Below are 16625 nucleotides of genomic sequence, written 5' to 3' on the forward strand. Positions count from 1 at the left end.
ATGGGGCGGGCGGGCGACAGCCTCCCCGCCAAACGCCATCTGAAGCGCCAATCACCCCGGAACCAAGCCACCGCAAGCCTTCCGGTATCATGAAAACGCTTTCTTACCCCGATTTGCTTCCGGAGATTGACTGATGTCACTGCGTGTTTCCCTGTTCCTGCCGCTGCTGTTGTGTGCCCCGATGGCCGCCTGGGCAGACGATGCCTCCGACCTGGCTGCCATGACTTCACCGTGGAGCGGTAGTGGTGGCGAGCTCGGTTTCGCCTCCGCGCACGGCAACAGCAGCACTGAGAGCTTCAACGGCCGCCTCAAGCTGCGCTACACCGACGACGATTGGGTGCACAGCATGGATCTGTTCGGCCTGCGTTCCAGTGCTGAATACACCGAAACTGCCGACGACGGCACTACCAGCCGCAGGCGCCAGACCACCGCCAACCGCTACACCGCTGGCGCCGGCAGCGTGTTGCAGTTGGGTGAGCACCGCCAGTTGACCGCCACGGTGCGTCATGAACGTGATGATTTCGCCACCTATGACCGCCAGAGCAGCTTCGGTCTGGGTTATGGCACGCGCCTGATCGATGGTGAACGGCTGACCATGGACACGCAGATCGGCCCGGGTGTGCGCCGTTCGCACAATGCCGATACCGATGAAAACCGCACTGGCCTGATTGGCCGCGGCCTGTTCGACCTGAAGTTCGCGATGACCGAAAACACCGAGCTGGTCAACACGCTGCTGGTTGAATCGGGCTCATACAACACCTTCGCGCAGAACGACTTCGGTGTCTCGGTGAGCATGAACAAGCATTTCGCGCTGAAAGCCGGCTGGCAGGCCCGCCACAACAGCGACGTGGCCGAAGACAGGCGCAAGACCGACACCCTGACCACGATGAACGTGGTTTACAGCTTCAAGTGATCTAGAAGCGGGGTCCGCCCCGGGAATGGGAAAAGGGGAATGGTTGTGCGTTGCGAGCGGGTGCTCTGCGACGCGGACCATTCCCCTTTTCATGTCGCGGCTCTGTCGGTGGTGGGCGGACCGTCCGCCACAGCGGCTGGGATTCCGTTCCGCTGCATCGGCAAAGCGCAGCCTTGCTCCGCCTGGCTTAGCCCGGACAGCCGGCTGCCGAGCAGGACTGGACACCAGCTGCCTGGCTTCAGGCCGGGTTGCCCAGTAGTTCACCTGCGCCTGCGGCAAGCAGCTGGCGGGCGACAGTGCGACCCAGCGCTTCCGGGTCGGTCGCCGGGCCGAGTGCTTCGGCGCGCACGATACGGCCATCGGCCACACCGCCGACCAAGCCCTGCAACCACAAGTCCTGGCCCTGCCATTGCGCCAGGCCCGCCACGGGTACGTGGCAGCTGCCGTCCAGTGCACGGTTCATCGCGCGCTCGGCTTCGACGCAGGTACGTGTGGGTGCGTCATCCAATGCGGACACCAGCGCAATCACCGCCGCGTCGTCCTGGCGACATTCGATGGCCACCGCTGCCTGTGCCGGTGCCGGCAGCCATTGCGGTGCACGCAGGCGGTCGCGGATGCGGTCACCCAATGCCAGCCGCTCCAGGCCAGCGCAGGCCAGGATGATGGCGTCGTAATCACCGGCATCAAGCTTGCCCAAGCGCGTATTGACGTTGCCACGCAGGTCCCGCGCCTGCAGATCCGGGCGCAATGCGCGCAGCTGGGCCTGCCGGCGCAATGACGACGTGCCGACGCAGGCGCCCTGCGGCAATGCGTCAAGCGAGGCGTAACGGTTGGACACAAAAGCATCGGCCGGGTCGGCACGGACCAGAATGGCTGGCAGCGCGAACGGTGCTTCCAGTTCCATCGGCACGTCCTTGAGCGAATGCACGGCGCAATCCGCTTCGCCGCGCATCATCGCCAGCTCCAGCTCCTTCAGGAACAGGCCCTTGCCGCCGATGGCGGCCAGCGAACGGTCCAGTACTTCGTCGCCGCGTGTGCTCATCGGCACCAGCTCCACGGTCAGCCCGGAGTGGGCCTGACGCAGGCGGTCGGCGACGTGTTCGCTCTGCCACAGGGCAAGCGGGCTCTTTCGGGTAGCGATACGCAGGATGGTCATGCGCGCATTATCGCCGTTGCGACGCGGCGGTCACAGCCGGATCAGTTCGGTCTTCAGGTTGGCCACGCAGCGGCGGCTGACTTCCAGCAACACGGGCATGTCGCGCAACACGGCCTGCACCTGCCCGGCCGGTGTGCGTCGCACTTCCTGCAGTTGGTCGCGGGCGACCAGACAATTGCGGTGGATGCGGATGAAACGCTCACCGAATTCATCTTCCAGCGAGCGCAGCGATTCTTCGATGAGATCCTGCCCGCGCTTGTGGTGGACCACCACGTATTTTTCCTCGGCCTGCAAGTAGACGATGTCCTCCACTGGCACCAGCCGCAGGCTGCCGCGCAAACGTGCGCACAGCACCCGGCGTGGCTGCGTGGCGTGCGCGGGCGCTGCAATGGAGCGCCCGGCGATGACCGTGCGAGCACGTGCCAGCGCAGCGGCGAGGCGCTCGGCGCGGATCGGCTTCATCAGGTAATCCACCGCAGCCGCTTCAAACGCGGACAGCGCGTGGGCATCGTAAGCCGTGCAGAACACCACGGCCGGGCGGGGCTCGAAATGCGCGAGATGACGGGCCACTTCCAAACCGTCGATGCCGGGCATGGCGATATCCAGCAGCACCAGGTCCGGCTGTGTCTGTGCGCAGGCATGCAGCGCGTCGGCGCCATTGGCCGCCTCAGCCACCACGATTGTTCCGGCATGCTCGGCCAGCAGCGAACGCAGGCGCTCGCGTGCCAAAGGCTCGTCGTCGGCAATCACCACCTTCACCCGTTCCTCCCCGTCACGCAGCGCTGGTGCGGCCATGGTAGCCGCACCAGCGCGAAACCGGCGTGGTCGGATGCGGAACTGCGCAGTCCCTCACAACCCGGCCTTCACGCGTCGAAACGGGCCTGCAGCCAATCGCCGAGCGCGTGGATCTCTTCACCGCACACCTGGTGCGCCATTGGGTAGCGATGCCACTCCACGCCAAAACCCAGTTGCTTGAGCACCTGCATGCTGTGCTCGGCCACCTGCACCGGGATCACCGGGTCGCCCGTGCCGTGGGCCATGAACACCGGCTGGGTGTTGGCGCCGTCCACCAGTTGAGCGGCGGCAGCGTCAACCTCAGGCAGATAGGTGGACAGGGCCACCAGCCCCGCCAGCTTTTCACGTCGCTGCAGGCCGGTCGCCAGGGTGATGGCACCGCCCTGCGAGAAGCCGATCAACACAATGTGGTCCAGCGGAATGCCGCGCTCCTGTTCGCGCTTGATGAGGGCTTCGACCTGCGCCACCGATTCAGCTACGCCAGCGGCGTCGGCGCGACTGCGGAAATCCATGCTGACGATGTCGTACCACGCACGCATTGGCATGCCGTTGTTGATGGTCACCGCGCGCTTGGGCGCATGCGGAAACACAAAACGGATTGCCGGCCACTGCGGGCGCACCAGCTCGGGCACGATGGGCGCGAAGTCATGACCGTCGGCACCCAGCCCATGCAGCCAGATGATCGACCATTGCGGCGATGCGCCAGTTTCCTGTTCCACCGTTTCCAGCATGTTCACGACTCCCTAAGACAGCCGGGGATTATGCCGCGTTAGGAGGCTGGGGATGGGGAACAAGGAGCGGCAATGCGGTATTGCGCGGGCGATCTGCGCGCACTTCAGGAACAACACGCCGGCAGGTTGTCGCTCAAACCGGGGAAGCATTGCGCTTGCCCCGGCGACGAACACGCCACTGCCTGCCGCGCAGGAGCGTTACTCCTGCGCCGGCTCACGCAGTGCGGCGGCACGCAGCTCGGCGGCACGCACCAGCACACGCGGCGGGTGGCTTTCTTCCGGAATGGCCAATAGCTGGTGTCGGCGCAACCAGTCACCGGCACGACGCGACGATGTCCACGCCACCACCGGCACGGCCAATGCCATGCCGATCACCACCGGCGCCATCCACGCCGCCAGCGGCGGTGATACGGCGTAAGCCATCGCGCCCATCACCAGACCGAACACACTCAGCCCGCCGTAGCTGCGCAGCAAGGTGCCAAACGAAACACTGCCGTCGTCGCGCTGCTGCGCGTCCCAGCCCGAATCCTTGCCGGCCAGCACTTCAGACACCCCGCGCGACTGCACGTACATCACCACCGGTGCCATCAACGCGGCCAGCACGGTTTCCAGCAGCACCGACACCAGCGCGCGGAATGCACCGCCGCACCCTATGCGCTCGCTGCGCGCGGTGAGCATGGCCATGTAGCCCATCACCTTGGGCGCCAGCAGCACGGCCATGGTCACGGCAAAAACCCAGACCACGCCTTGCTGATCCAGACCACGCCAGTACTGCGCAGGCGACACCTTCAAATGCAGTTCTTCGACCAGATCGATACCGCCGTGAATCAGCGGAATGGCGATACCGATCAGCATCAACATCGCCCACATCGGCGCGGTGAAGTAATGGCCGATGCCGATCATCATGTGCACGCGGCTGATCCAATGCAGGCCCGGCGTCGCCACTACCTTGGAATGCTGCAGGTTGCCCTGGCACCAACGGCGGTCGCGAATGAGCATGTCGGTCAACGTCGGCGGGCCTTCTTCGTAGCTGCCCTGCAGGTACGGCACCATGTGCGCGGCCCAGCCGCCACGACGCATCAACGCCGCCTCGACAAAATCATGGCTCAGCACATGACCACCGAATGGCTTGCGCCCCGGCAGTTCCGGCAAGCCGGCCTGCTCGGCAAAGGCCTGGGTGCGGATCACTGCGTTATGGCCCCAGTAATTACTCTCGGCACCGTGCCACCAAGCCACGCCATAGGCCATCACCGGCCCGTACACGCGGCCACCAAACTGCTGCATGCGGGCGAACGCGGTGCGGCCGTTGACCACTGCTGGCAGCGACTGGATCAGACCAACGCTGGGGTGTTTTTCCATGGCCGAGGTCAGGCGCACGATCACATCGCCGGTCATCAGGCTGTCCGCGTCCAGGATCAGCATCTGCGGATAGGCGCTGCCAAAACGGCGCACCCAGTCGGCAATGTTGCCGGCCTTGCGGCCAACGTTGCTGGCCCGGCGGCGGTAGAACAACCGCTCAGCGCCGCCGGTCTCCTCGACCAAGCGGAGGAACACCTGCTCCTCCGCCCGGCCGATGTCGTCGCGGGTGGTGTCGCTGAGCACGAAGAAATCAAAACGGTCCAGCTGGCCCGTGGCCGCGACCGATTCGTAGATGGCCTGCAAACCGGCCATCATCCGGCGCGGGTCTTCGTTGTAGGTAGGCATCAACAAAGCGGTGCGCGTTTCCAGCACCGGCAGCGGCGTATCCGGGTAGATGCCCAGCTTGCGGCGGCCACGCAGCAGCGCTTGCAAGCCGGCCAGACTGCCGACAAAGGACAATGCGATCCATGCGAACAACGCCACGAACAGCACCAGCAGACAGCCTTCCAGCACGTTGATACCGCCATTGGCCAGCACGCGGGCCATCATGCCCGTGGCGGCAACAGTCATCAGTGCGGTGGTGCCGAACACGTAGAGTCGACGCAGGCCGATGTTGGGCGGTGCGGTCTCCTGCCGGCGAACCTTGAGCTTGCCCTCACGCAGCGACTGCTCCGGCATCTGCAACGGATGCTCGGCCGGCAGCACGGCCATGCCGGCATCCGGCCCCATTTCGATGGGGGCGTGGGTGCTGGCGGAAGGGATCGCGGTAGTCGCGCCGCTCATCGATGACTCCGGTGCTGCGGCACCGCGGGACCATTGCCTCGTGCGGAAAGGCGCGTTGCACCGTGCCATTCACTGCTTGCGTGTTGCACCGGAATTCCTTGAAGGGAGAACGTGACGTGCGGAAAAACTAGAAGATCAAACCTAAACCTGCGGCAAACGCGCTGATGCCACCTTGTTGATGTGCCTTGCCTCAAGCACCGCGGGAGCCCCCTCAACCGCACCACCCAGCACCTCATGGGCAACGCCACAACGGCCTGCCGCCCTTGCGAAGCGGCAGATTATCCACAATGGGGAAGCCTCCCCGCCAGCGGGACTCACATTACCGGTCCTTCCGCTGCGGTGCGAATGCAAGGGCCAGGTGTGGCCTGATCTCAGCATTTCAGCAGAATGTGCGGCTGCGCGGGGCATCTGAAGGGCGTTCAGCCATGCATAACGCTGGCTAAACCGCATTGCCTGACGCATGCGGCGAAACCGGGCTTCACCGGCAAAAAACCGTGACGCCGCGCCTCTCTGGCGCGGCACAGGTGACCAGCGATGTCGTGCTCTGGCGCCTCAGGGCGTGCGCTGGGACAACAGGCCCAGCCGACGGAACCACATTTCCAGCGGCACCGTCACCAGCGGCGGCACCGCCGCAACCAGTGCCACCAACATTGCCCACAGTGGCCAGCGCAGCTTGATCCAGGCGTACAGGCACACCACCACATAGAACAGAAACGCCATGCCATGCAGCGGCCCAAAGATGCGAACGCCCAGGTCCGTGATTTCCAGCCCGCGCTTAAGCAACATGCCAATCAACAGCCCAGCCCAGGTCACGCCTTCGATCATTGCAGCAGTGGCGAACAGCTTCCCGGTGGGGGACATGGGTTTGGCAGGCATCGCGATTCCGGTGGGTAGATGGGGACCGGCGATTCTAGGCGAAGGCTGCAGGTGCGGTAAGGGCGGAATTGACCGGAGCCAGAGCCCCTCCCCTCACGCCTGTCTCAAAGCCACCCACGCCGTTTGAACCACAGCAGCGGCACCACGATGCTCGCCACGATCACCACCAGCGCTATCCCATAGCCAAAATGCCAATGCAGTTCCGGCATCGTGGCGAAATTCATGCCCCAGATACCCACCAGCACAGTCGGCGGAATGCCCACGACCGAAGCCACCGCCATCACCTTCATCACTTCGTTCTGGTCCATGTTGATCAAGCCCAGCACGCTGTCGAGCAGAAACTCATTGCGCTCACCCAGTTGCTGTTCAAACTCGCTGAGCGAAGTGATGTCCTTGAGCACCAGCTTGATGCGCTTGTGTGCATCCGCACCGAACCACTCCGGCGCCGATTCGTCGAGGAAATTCATCATCCGCAGCAGGCCGTGCAAGGTGTTGTGCAGTGCACCGATATGACGCCCCATCATCCCTACTTCGTGCAGCATGCGCTCCAGCCGACGCGGTGCGCGCTTGCCCTTGGGTTTGTTGAAGGCCTGCCGCGAGACCTCGCTCATGTTGCTTTCCAGCGTCTCGAGCAGGTCGGCCAGGTAATCAACGATGCGCTCGATCATGCGCAGGAACAGATCCACGGGGCCAACGCAGGGGTACTTGTCCAGGTCGGCCTCGAGTGTGGCGAACGCATCCACGGGATGCTCGCGCTGCACCACCAACGCATGTGGCGCAACCACGAACCCGAGCGGTGCCACCACATGTGCTGTTTCGTACTGGAAACGCGGCAGGTTGAGCACCAAGGCCTCGCCTTCCCGACGCACCCGGCTGCTGAACTCGATCTCGCTGATGCCGGCCCGGTCTGGGATCGGAAACCTGACCTGCTGCGATGCCTGCGCCAATTCCTCCGGCGTTGGCAAGCATAAATCCACCCACAAGGCGGACCTACCGCCCGATCCTGCTTCGACAATGGTCCGGCAATGCAGCATGGGGCACACCTCAAGCAATAAACCAGCCGGCATCCTCCATCCATCCGGCGACCGCGTAAAGGCACAGCCTGCCTTGCCGGGGATGGGCCCGTTCCAGGCAGCCTGCGGCTATTGCACAGCGCCACCGGCTTCACGCAAGCTCTGCGCTCCTTCCGCCAACAGTCCAGCCATGCAAGACAACATCATCCAGATCATCCCCGCCGACGGCTGGGTTGCAGTATTTGAAGAGAACGGTGAAGAGAGCGCGCAGACGCTGGTGTGCTTCGCCGTCGTGGAAGAAGCCGGCAAACGCGCGGTGCGCCCGATGCTCGCCAACGGCAAAGTGATCAGCCTCGCCGACACCCTGCCCAACTTCGTACGCATTGAAGCGCTGGAAGCGTTCGAGGAAGAGGACGAGGAAGAAGAGGATGAAGGCGAGGACGAAGAAGAAGGCGACGAGGAGGAAGAGGAAGAGGAAGACGAGGAAGAAGAAGAGGCCTGAGCCCCTTCCGCAGTCCCCGGGCAGTCGGTGCAATGCCGGCTGCCTTGTATACCAGCGGCGTTCCGATCGCGCGGCAGCGCCGCTTCAGGGCATGCGCGCCATGCATCAAGCGGCTTTCCGATCAGGTCCCGCGCGCGCGTAGCCGCCACCGACCCGCCGATTGTCATCACCCCGTCATTCCCTGCCGCAACGCTGCGCGGTCGTACCTGTCGCCACGGCCCTGCGCATGAAATCCCGCCTTTCTCTGCTTCTCCTCGTCGGCGTTTTTGCCTCCTCCATCTCCCCGGCATCGGCCAACGAACGTCGCCCGCTACCGCTCATGCAGCACGGTGGCAGCTGGGAATCCGGCCACGTGCAGGGCATCGCAGTGGATCGACATGGCGGCTACATCTACTACTCCTTCACCAATCTGCTCGCCAAATACGATTTCAAAGGCACCTTGGTCGGCACGTTGACGGGGTGGACCGGCCACCTCGGCGACCTGGATTTCAATGCCGCTGACGGCAAGGTCTACGGCTCGCTGGAATACAAGAAGGATGAGGCGTTCTACATCGCGGTGATTGATGTCGAACGGATTGATCGCGTGGGCATCAGCGCAAAGGATGCGGACATTCTGCGCACGGTCTACCTGCCGGAGGTGGCGGCCGACTACACCGCCGATGTGAACGGTGATGGCGTCTTCGACGGCGACGATGGCAAGTACCACAACAACGTGACGGCCTCGCCGGACCATCGCTACGGCTGCTCGGGCATCGACGGCGTTTCGTTTGGCCCGCAGTTCGGCAGTACCGATGGTCCGCCGTTGCTCACCGTTGCCTACGGCATTTATGGCAACACCGCGCGCAGCGACAACGACCATCAGGTGCTACTGCAGTACGACACCACTGATTGGAATCGCCTCGCCCGGCCGTTGGTCGAAAGCGAACCGCATCGCAGCGGGCCCGATGCGGTGCATGGCAAATACTTCGTGCGCACCGGCAATACCAGCTATGGCGTGCAGAACTTGGCTTACGATGCGGCACAGCAACGCTGGTTCATGGGCGTGTACCAAGGCGAGAAAACCAGCTTCCCGAACTATCTGATGTTTGCGGTGGATGCGCATGCAGCGCCGATGCGCGGCGATCTGGTTGGCGTCCACGTGCAGGGTTCCGGTCAGTGGGAACAGGGCTCGCTGCTGCCGCTTGCCGATGCTGGGCTGAAGGATGCGAGCACCGGCATTCGCGGCTGGAACCAGAAGGCGGATGTGGGCCTGCAGCCAGTCGGCGATGGGTTGTTTTACCTCGTCGAAAATTTCAAGAAAGAGGGAAAGCAGAGCGCGACACTGCAGCTCATGCGCTGGACAGGTGATGCGCAGCAGCCGTTCGTTGCGGCAACGGCGCAGGATCAAGCATCGCGTTGAGCCACATCGCAACAACACGCATGCGTATGTCGATCGAAACGCGACGCGCAAAACAACACCAAAGCGAAAGCAGCTTCACAAGTCACTGGATGCAGAACCAAAACGTAAAGTTTCTGTAATTGTCCGGACGTATCGTTGCGCCGCTTGCACGGCGGAACCTCAGCTGTGTGCGGTACACCCACACTCCTCCGGAACAATTCCATGCTTGAACTGAAGAAATCGGCGCTGGTCAGCGCCATCGTTGCTGCGCTCTGCGTTTCACCCGACGTGTTCGCCCAGGCAACGGACACCGCCACCGTGCAGAACATCGGCAGCGGCAACCTGCGCGGCCGCGTGCTCAATACCGCCACCGGCGACTACGTTCGCAATGCAGAGGTCCGTGTCGAAGGCAGCCGCAACGTCACCTACACGCAGGAAGGCGGCCACTTCCAGCTCACCGGCATTCCTGCGGGCGAGGTGACGGTACTGGTGAAATACACCGGCCTGCAGGAATCGCGTTCCACCGTGAGCATCGAGTCCGGCAAGACCGGCACGTTGGATGTCACGCTGAAAGCGCCCTCTTTCGTGGCCGGAGGCGGTGAAGCCACCGACCTGGACATGATCAAGGTCACCGCATCACGTGACGGCCAGGCCAGCGCGATCATGGAGCGCCGCGCAGCGATGAACGCCAAGAACGTGGTGGCTGCCGACAACTACGGCGCGCTGACCATGGGCGACGTGGGCGAATTCATGAAATCCATGCCGGGCCTGTCGCTGGATTACACCGAAGTAGATGCCACCGCCGTGCGCATCGGCGGCCTGGACCCCAAGTATTCAACCTTCACCACCGATGGCGCGCGCATGGCCACGGCGACGTCGAACAACAACTCCGGTCGCCAGAACTCGTTCGAGCAGATGTCGATCACCGGCATTGAGTCAATCGAGCTGAACCACACGCTCACCGCTGCAATGGAAGCCGACGCGCCAGGCGGCAACATCAACCTACGCAGCAAGTACGCCTTCCAGCGTACCAAGCGTGACCTGGTGTTCCAGCTGGGCGCGGTGGGCACGTCGGACTCCACGTGGTCAGGCAAGTATTTCCCGGACGACAAAAAGCATTCGACGATCTATCCGTCAGGGCAGTTTGGCTTTGGTGACGTGTTCATGGATGGGCGGTTCGGCGTGGAATTCAACGCCAGCTACAACGCCAACTATGTGCAGCAGGATCGCATCCAGACCGACTACGCCTACAAGCCCGACGGCAGCGCGATGCCCTACCGGGTGATGTGGCGCCCGGGCCCGAAGATGACCAGCCGCACCGCCGCCAACCTGAGTCTGGATTATCAGATCACCGACAATCTGGTCGCGTCGCTGCGCAGTACCTACTCCATGTACGACGTGGAGTACTTCAACCAATACACCTACCTGATCTTCGGCACCACATCGAAATCCGAGGCGGCACCGGGCTCCACGCCCAACCACATCGTGGTCAACCCCAACGGCACCAATACGCGACTGCACACGCAGTACTCGCACCGCTATGCGGGCACGCCGGCGTACCTCATCGCGCCCAAGCTCGAATACAAGGGCGAGAGTTGGGAGGCCGTGCTGCGCGGCAGCTACTCCGGTGCCGAGTTCAACTTCCGCGACACCAGCAAGGGCTTTTTTCAGCGCACCGACAGCTGGCTGACCGACATCGGCTTCACGCTGGATAGGCCCTCGGAAAGCTCTCACGAATGGAACCTGGCACAGACCAGTGGCCGCCCGTGGAGCGATCCGACCAACTTCAATCGTGACGCAGCCATCGGCTACAACGTGCGCACGTCCGAGTCGGATGCGATCAACGACCAATCCGGCGTCAACCTGGATTTGAAAAAACACCTGACGTGGCTGGACAACCCGCTCACCCTGATGGGCGGCCTGGGCATGCGCCGCAACGATTGGCGCACCAACGAAGGCTCCTGGCAGCAGTACAAGTACGTCGGCCCCAATGGCAGCCAGACCGATCCGTCGTCCACCATTCCGTGGACCGAGAACTACGACTTTGAAATCATCGGCACTGGCGCGGGCAACATGAACGAGCAAGGCTGGCGCGCGGACAGCAACTACGCCACGTACGACCTCTTCAAGGACCACCCGGAGTACTTCCAGCCCGATGTGGTGGGCAACCTCAAGCGCCGGTTGGACAACAACAAGCGCATCCAGGAAGACGTGGATGCGGCGTATATCGAAGCAGAAACGCGTATCGGCGATGCCCGCTTCGACCTCGGCCTGCGTTACGAAAAAACAAAGACCGCCGCGCGTATGGCCGACGTGCGCCCGCTCAGTGAAGTCACCGCTGCCGGATTGGACCCGAACACCGTCGAAGGCCTGATGTTCCAGTACAACAACGGACGCTATGTCACCCGGCGTGGCGACTACGACGATTTCTTCCTCAGCGGCGGCATGAAATATGACTTCACCGACAAGCTGGTCGGCCAGTTGTCTTTCAGTGAATCCATCCTGCGCCCGGACTACGGCAACCTCGGCGGCGTGGTGTCGGTGAACGAAGACACCATGATCGTCACCGTGCCCAATGCCCAGCTCAAGCCCGAGCATTCCACCAAGTACTACGCCAGCCTGCAGTACTACCTGGAGCCGTCGGGCATGCTGGGCCTGTCGTACTACAAACTCGACATGCAGGACATGCAGGTCACTGGCGTCAGCGTCGACCCGGAAAGCGTGGGCTTCAATCCCGGTGACTACGAGGGCTACACCTTCCGCAGTGCGCAGAACCTGCCCGGTACCAGCACCAACGAAGGCATGGTGCTGGAGTACAACCAGCAGCTCACCTTCCTGCCCGGTGCATTCAAGGGCCTGAGCCTGTACGGCTCATTGACCCACGTGAACCCGGACGGCCCGCGTCAGAACATTCCCAAGGAAGCGGCCAACTGGGGCATCCGTTACAACTACGGGCGCTTTGATTTCCAGGTCAACGGCAACTACCAGTCCAGCCACCGCATCAGTGCACTGAGCAACACGCCGACAACCGCCAACAACGGCATTCTCTACCGCGACTCGCGCGAGCTTTGGAACATCAGTGCCAGCTACAAGCTCACCGACAACATCGACGTGATGCTGTCCGGCCGCAACATCTTCAACGCACCGGAAGTCATCTATTCCAACATCCCCAGCCGCGTGCAGATGTACACCGTGTACGGCTCGATGTGGAATTTCGGCATCCGCGGTCGCTTCTGATCCCCGAAACCTTCCGCAATCCGACGCCCCTCTCCCGCAAGCGGGAGAGGGGTTGGGGTGAGGGCAGCGCTTCGCCACACACATCCCACGCTCGTTAACGTGTGCCAGGAAACCTCCATGACCACCAACATCGACCGCCGTCGCCTGATCATCGGCGCAAGCCTCGGCCTGGGCGCCCTGCTGCTGCCCGTCGGCAAACTGCTTGCCGCCGAGGTACTCAATGCCAAAGGCTTCACCCACAACGTGGCCAGCGGCGAACCCGGCGCTGATTCCATGCTGTTGTGGACGCGCTACGTTCCCCCCGGCATTGCCGACGAAGTGCATTTGCAGGCAGAAATGGCGCTGGATTCCGGGTTCACCCGTATCGTCGGCGGCGCCACGGTCCGCACCGGCACCTACCGCGACTGGACCGCCAAGCTCACCATCACCGGCCTGCAACCGGGCACTCGCTATTGGTACCGCTTCATCGCCCCTGATGGCAGCCTCTCGCCGGTGGGACGCACGCGCACGTTGCCGGTGGGCGATGTGGCCAGCTTCAAACTCGGCCTGTTCTCCTGCGCCAACCTGCCCATCGGTTGGTTCAATGCCTACGCACACGCCGCCGAGCGTGAGGACATGGATCTATGGCTGCACGTCGGCGACTACATCTACGAGTACGGCATCGCTTCGTACAAACCACAGGACCGGATCGCCGAACGCAACGTCTTGCCCGCACACGATCATGAGATGGTGTCGCTGCTCGACTACCGCATGCGTCTGGCCTGTTACCGCGCAGACAACGACCTGCAGAAACTGCACCAGATGGCACCGATGGTGGCGCTATGGGATGACCACGAGATCACCAATGACAGCTGGGAAGGCGGCGCACAAAACCATCAACCCGACAAGGAAGGTGACTGGAGCATCCGCAAGGCTGCAGCGGTACAGGCTTACCGCGAATGGATGCCGGTGTCTGACGAACCGTGGAAGGCCTATCCACTCGGCAGCCTGGCCACGCTGTATCGCACCGAGTCGCGGTTGATCGGCAGAACCCAAACGGCCGATATCAAGCGTGCATTCGCCGCAGGCACCGATGCGGCGTTGGAGGCCTTCCGTGATGGGCCGTGGCGGGACAGCTCGGCGACGATGCTGGGGCTGGAGCAGGAGAATTGGCTGTATCACGCGCTGAAAACCAACGCGCGCAGCAGCCACTGGCAACTGGTAGGCATGGGCACCATCCTGGGCCGTACCGTGATGCCGAAGGAAACCGTGGGCTGGCTGCGCCCGGAAGCAAGTGAACGCTCCCGCCAGGCCTTCAAGGACAACGTGCGTGCCGCACGCCTGGGCCTACCGATGTGGATGGACCGCTGGGATGGCTATCCCGCTGCGCGCTCGCGGCTATTGCATGCCGCGCAGCAGGCAGACGCCAACCTGGTGATGTTGTCCGGGGACAGCCACAACGCCTGGGCGTACTCGCTATCGGAAGATAGCCAACCGGCCGGTGTGGAATTCGCGGTCCACGCCGTCACGTCCGGCGGCATCGAAGGCAGCATGGCCACGGACCCACGCAATGTCGCCGCTGCCTTCATGGCAACCAACCAGGAAATCAGCTGGTGCGATACCGCCCAACGTGGCTACGCGATGATCGAGATCACCCCGCACCGTGTTACCGGCGAATGGGTATTCATGCAGGACATCAAAACCCGTGGGCTTGCCATTGCAGGGACGCATCGCATGCAGGTTGAGCGTGAACGGAAAGCGTTTGTAGTTTGACGCCCCTGCTTCGCTGCAACATGCCACCACAGCGGCTCCTGAACCCCTCTCCCGCCTGCGGGAAAGGGGCAACTGCATCAACCACATCAATGATGCCTGGCGTGTGCTCGCCCAGATCCCGACTTCTTGCCACCGCCATCGCGTTTGTTGACCGTTGCCCAAGCGATGCGCGCCGCATCATTCTTGGAACGCCCTTGGTCACGCTCGCTATGGGCGATGTGTTCGGCCTGCCGTTTCTGTTTGTCCGTATAAGCACTCTTGTCACCGCGTGTCATCTCGACTCTCCCGGGGGAACACGCAAAACACTAAGCGTTCTCGCGTAACAGACGTGTGGAAATTTAGCTCCTCTGCTTCATTCACGTGCTGCGCTTCGTGCATTCCTGACACAGCTTCATGCTGCGTTACGCAACTTGAATGGGACGGCTATCCATTTCCAATTTCTAACGTCGTGCCTGCGTCGCCTTAACACCCGGTTTCCTACGGTGGCGACGGGTTGGCAAACAACCCAAGCATCCGCCGATGGAGGATCAACCATGAAGCACCTACACATTCGGAATCTGTTCTTCGTTGCTGCATTGCTGCCGGCCTGCGCGCCAGTGGCGTTGGCGAGCACAGGCGATTCACGTGCGCAGGAAAGCGGCTACGAAAAATCGGCTCACAATCAATCCGAGCAACCGGGTAGCGACACTTGGATCACCACCAAGGTAAAAGCGGATCTACTCGCCACGAAAGACGTCCCTGGGATGGAGTTGAAAGTAGAAACTGTCAATGGCGTTGTGTCATTGAGCGGCCATGTTGGCACCCAGGCCGAAGCAGACCGTGCAGTGGCAGTAGCGCGCGGCATTGAAGGCGTGAAGCGCGTGGACAGCTCCGGCATTACGGTGGGCCATAGCAGCAACGGCCACTGATCGGCGTTGTTCGCCGCCCATACCCCTGGCACTCGTGTGTCAGGGGTATGCGTACCCAGCCCCAAAAAAGGCATACCCCAATGGATACGCTCCACTTATTTCTCGAAGGTCCGGGCCGCGAAACCATTGCGGTCACCACGTTGGACGCGCAGATGGACAGCCACTCGCAGGCTGCAGCCGAGGCAACACGCCGCACCTTGGTCGATGGCGATGGCAACATCGCTGAGCAAACCGATAAAAGCGGTTACCGGTATCAGTTCCGCGAACGCTTTGGCGTCTGGTCGTTGATCGTGTCGGATTAGCAACGTTGCAGGGAACAGATGACGCGGATGCTGAATCCGCCACCCTGCCAACCGCTCGGACTCAAGCAAGGCCCCATTCGGGGCCTTGCTGCTGAACAAACACCTAGTGCTTGGGGTTCATCCGGTCCTTCTGCGACGCCTTCCCATCCTGTACGTCTTTCTGATGACTGGGTTCGGTGCGCGATGCCTGGCGCGAGGGATTGGCCTTCTGCATATCGTCAACGCCCGGGCGCCCCGGACGGTTCTGGTCCATATTCTGATGCGGGTTCTGATGCCCCTGCTTACTGCCCATGTACAGCCTCCACTTCACGGCTGATTCGCCGCAGGAACAGCGTGCGCGCAGTGCAGTTATCGCCTTGTGGCTTTTTCGTGGTGCTGCTCAACACAAACATGACCCAGCACATGCACCTTATGCCGCGATCCACGCCCCCATGAACAAGCCCATGCCGAACACCGCATGCGTTGCAACGCTTTGCCACCGCGCCCGCCACGGCTGAGGTGTGTGTGCAGCGGCAAACCCTGCACCCATGGCCGGCTGCATCACACACCACGGCACGATGACGCTCGCCACGCCGAACACCAATGCCGGAGCCAGTGTGGGTTGCCGCAGCCAGTGCACGCCTGCAACGCCACACAACATGAAAGCGAAGACAACGCCGAGCGCGTAATGCGCCACCCAGCCGAACAGCCGTTCGTGCGCTATCGCCGTGCTTCCCTGAATTGGCCGGTGCCACCAGCGCCCTTGCAACGCGTGTGCGAGCCAACGGCCCACCAGGGCGTAGCCCAACGTCGGCACGCCCAAACGGCGCAGCACCATCGACCAGATATCCATCACCCCTGTGGCGACGACGCCGACAAACACCACGTGCAAGACCCACTCCCACATCGCCATTGGCCTTTCCACCTCGCTGGAATCCTGT

The 16625-nt window shown here is 62.6% G+C and carries 14 protein-coding genes and 1 pseudogene; 7 read left to right on the forward strand and 8 right to left on the reverse strand.

Going from position 1 to position 16625, the window contains the following annotated elements:
- Positions 1-133: 133 nt before the first annotated feature.
- Positions 134-913: a DUF481 domain-containing protein gene (locus PAN08_RS14700; RefSeq protein WP_269792249.1), complete on the forward strand. Its 780-nt coding sequence runs from the start codon at positions 134-136 to the stop codon at positions 911-913.
- Between the two features lie 238 nt (positions 914-1151).
- On the opposite strand, the gene hemC is transcribed toward PAN08_RS14700, so the two are convergent.
- The 6 genes from hemC to PAN08_RS14730 all read right to left on the reverse strand — a co-directional run bounded on the left by hemC (position 1152) and on the right by PAN08_RS14730 (position 7560).
- A complete protein-coding gene (hemC, locus tag PAN08_RS14705) occupies positions 1152-2069 on the reverse strand; it encodes a hydroxymethylbilane synthase (protein ID WP_269792250.1) in 918 nt (305 codons plus the stop codon).
- Between the two features lie 30 nt (positions 2070-2099).
- Complete coding sequence (locus tag PAN08_RS14710; protein WP_269792251.1) at positions 2100-2864, reverse strand: LytTR family DNA-binding domain-containing protein; 765 nt, start codon at positions 2862-2864, stop codon at positions 2100-2102.
- A gap of 68 nt (positions 2865-2932) precedes the next feature.
- The gene (locus PAN08_RS14715) at positions 2933-3595 is read right to left on the reverse strand and encodes an alpha/beta hydrolase (RefSeq protein WP_269792252.1); all 663 of its coding nucleotides are present in this window, start codon (positions 3593-3595) and stop codon (positions 2933-2935) included.
- A 198-nt stretch (positions 3596-3793) separates the two neighbouring features.
- Positions 3794-5737 carry a glucans biosynthesis glucosyltransferase MdoH gene (mdoH, locus tag PAN08_RS14720; protein ID WP_269792253.1) on the reverse strand — a complete coding sequence of 648 codons (1944 nt, stop codon included), beginning with the start codon at positions 5735-5737 and terminating at the stop codon, positions 3794-3796.
- Positions 5738-6289: 552 nt separating this feature from the next.
- The gene (locus tag PAN08_RS14725; RefSeq protein WP_269792340.1) at positions 6290-6598 is read right to left on the reverse strand and encodes a DUF3817 domain-containing protein; all 309 of its coding nucleotides are present in this window, start codon (positions 6596-6598) and stop codon (positions 6290-6292) included.
- Between the two features lie 119 nt (positions 6599-6717).
- Positions 6718-7560: a CorA family divalent cation transporter gene (locus PAN08_RS14730; protein WP_269792341.1), complete on the reverse strand. Its 843-nt coding sequence runs from the start codon at positions 7558-7560 to the stop codon at positions 6718-6720.
- On the opposite strand from PAN08_RS14730, the gene PAN08_RS14735 reads away from it, so the two are divergent.
- From PAN08_RS14735 to PAN08_RS14750, 4 genes are all read left to right on the forward strand, one after another.
- Positions 7451-8128: a hypothetical protein gene (locus tag PAN08_RS14735; protein ID WP_269792344.1), complete on the forward strand. Its 678-nt coding sequence runs from the start codon at positions 7451-7453 to the stop codon at positions 8126-8128. The genes PAN08_RS14730 and PAN08_RS14735 overlap by 110 nt on opposite strands.
- Before the next feature lie 226 nt (positions 8129-8354).
- The gene (locus tag PAN08_RS14740) at positions 8355-9527 is read left to right on the forward strand and encodes a hypothetical protein (RefSeq protein ID WP_269792254.1); all 1173 of its coding nucleotides are present in this window, start codon (positions 8355-8357) and stop codon (positions 9525-9527) included.
- A gap of 201 nt (positions 9528-9728) precedes the next feature.
- A complete protein-coding gene (locus tag PAN08_RS14745; RefSeq protein WP_269792255.1) occupies positions 9729-12743 on the forward strand; it encodes a TonB-dependent receptor in 3015 nt (1004 codons plus the stop codon).
- A gap of 117 nt (positions 12744-12860) precedes the next feature.
- Positions 12861-14495 carry an alkaline phosphatase D family protein gene (locus PAN08_RS14750; RefSeq protein WP_269792256.1) on the forward strand — a complete coding sequence of 545 codons (1635 nt, stop codon included), beginning with the start codon at positions 12861-12863 and terminating at the stop codon, positions 14493-14495.
- 107 nt (positions 14496-14602) lie between these two features.
- On the opposite strand, the pseudogene PAN08_RS14755 reads toward PAN08_RS14750, so the two are convergent.
- Positions 14603-14770: pseudogene (locus tag PAN08_RS14755) on the reverse strand (HupB); the annotation flags it as partial.
- 258 nt (positions 14771-15028) lie between these two features.
- Between PAN08_RS14755 and PAN08_RS14760 the strand changes: the two are divergent.
- Positions 15029-15403 carry a BON domain-containing protein gene (locus PAN08_RS14760; protein ID WP_332840107.1) on the forward strand — a complete coding sequence of 125 codons (375 nt, stop codon included), beginning with the start codon at positions 15029-15031 and terminating at the stop codon, positions 15401-15403.
- A gap of 80 nt (positions 15404-15483) precedes the next feature.
- A complete protein-coding gene (locus PAN08_RS14765; RefSeq protein ID WP_269792257.1) occupies positions 15484-15705 on the forward strand; it encodes a hypothetical protein in 222 nt (73 codons plus the stop codon).
- Positions 15706-16114: 409 nt separating this feature from the next.
- Here PAN08_RS14765 and PAN08_RS14770 read toward each other — a convergent pair whose 3' ends face one another.
- Positions 16115-16597, reverse strand: a complete 483-nt coding sequence (locus PAN08_RS14770; protein WP_269792258.1) for a DUF2938 domain-containing protein — start codon at positions 16595-16597, stop codon at positions 16115-16117.
- Positions 16598-16625: the final 28 nt, after the last annotated feature.

The sequence above is a fragment of the Stenotrophomonas sp. Iso1 genome (assembly GCF_027497995.1).
GTDB lineage: Bacteria > Pseudomonadota > Gammaproteobacteria > Xanthomonadales > Xanthomonadaceae > Stenotrophomonas.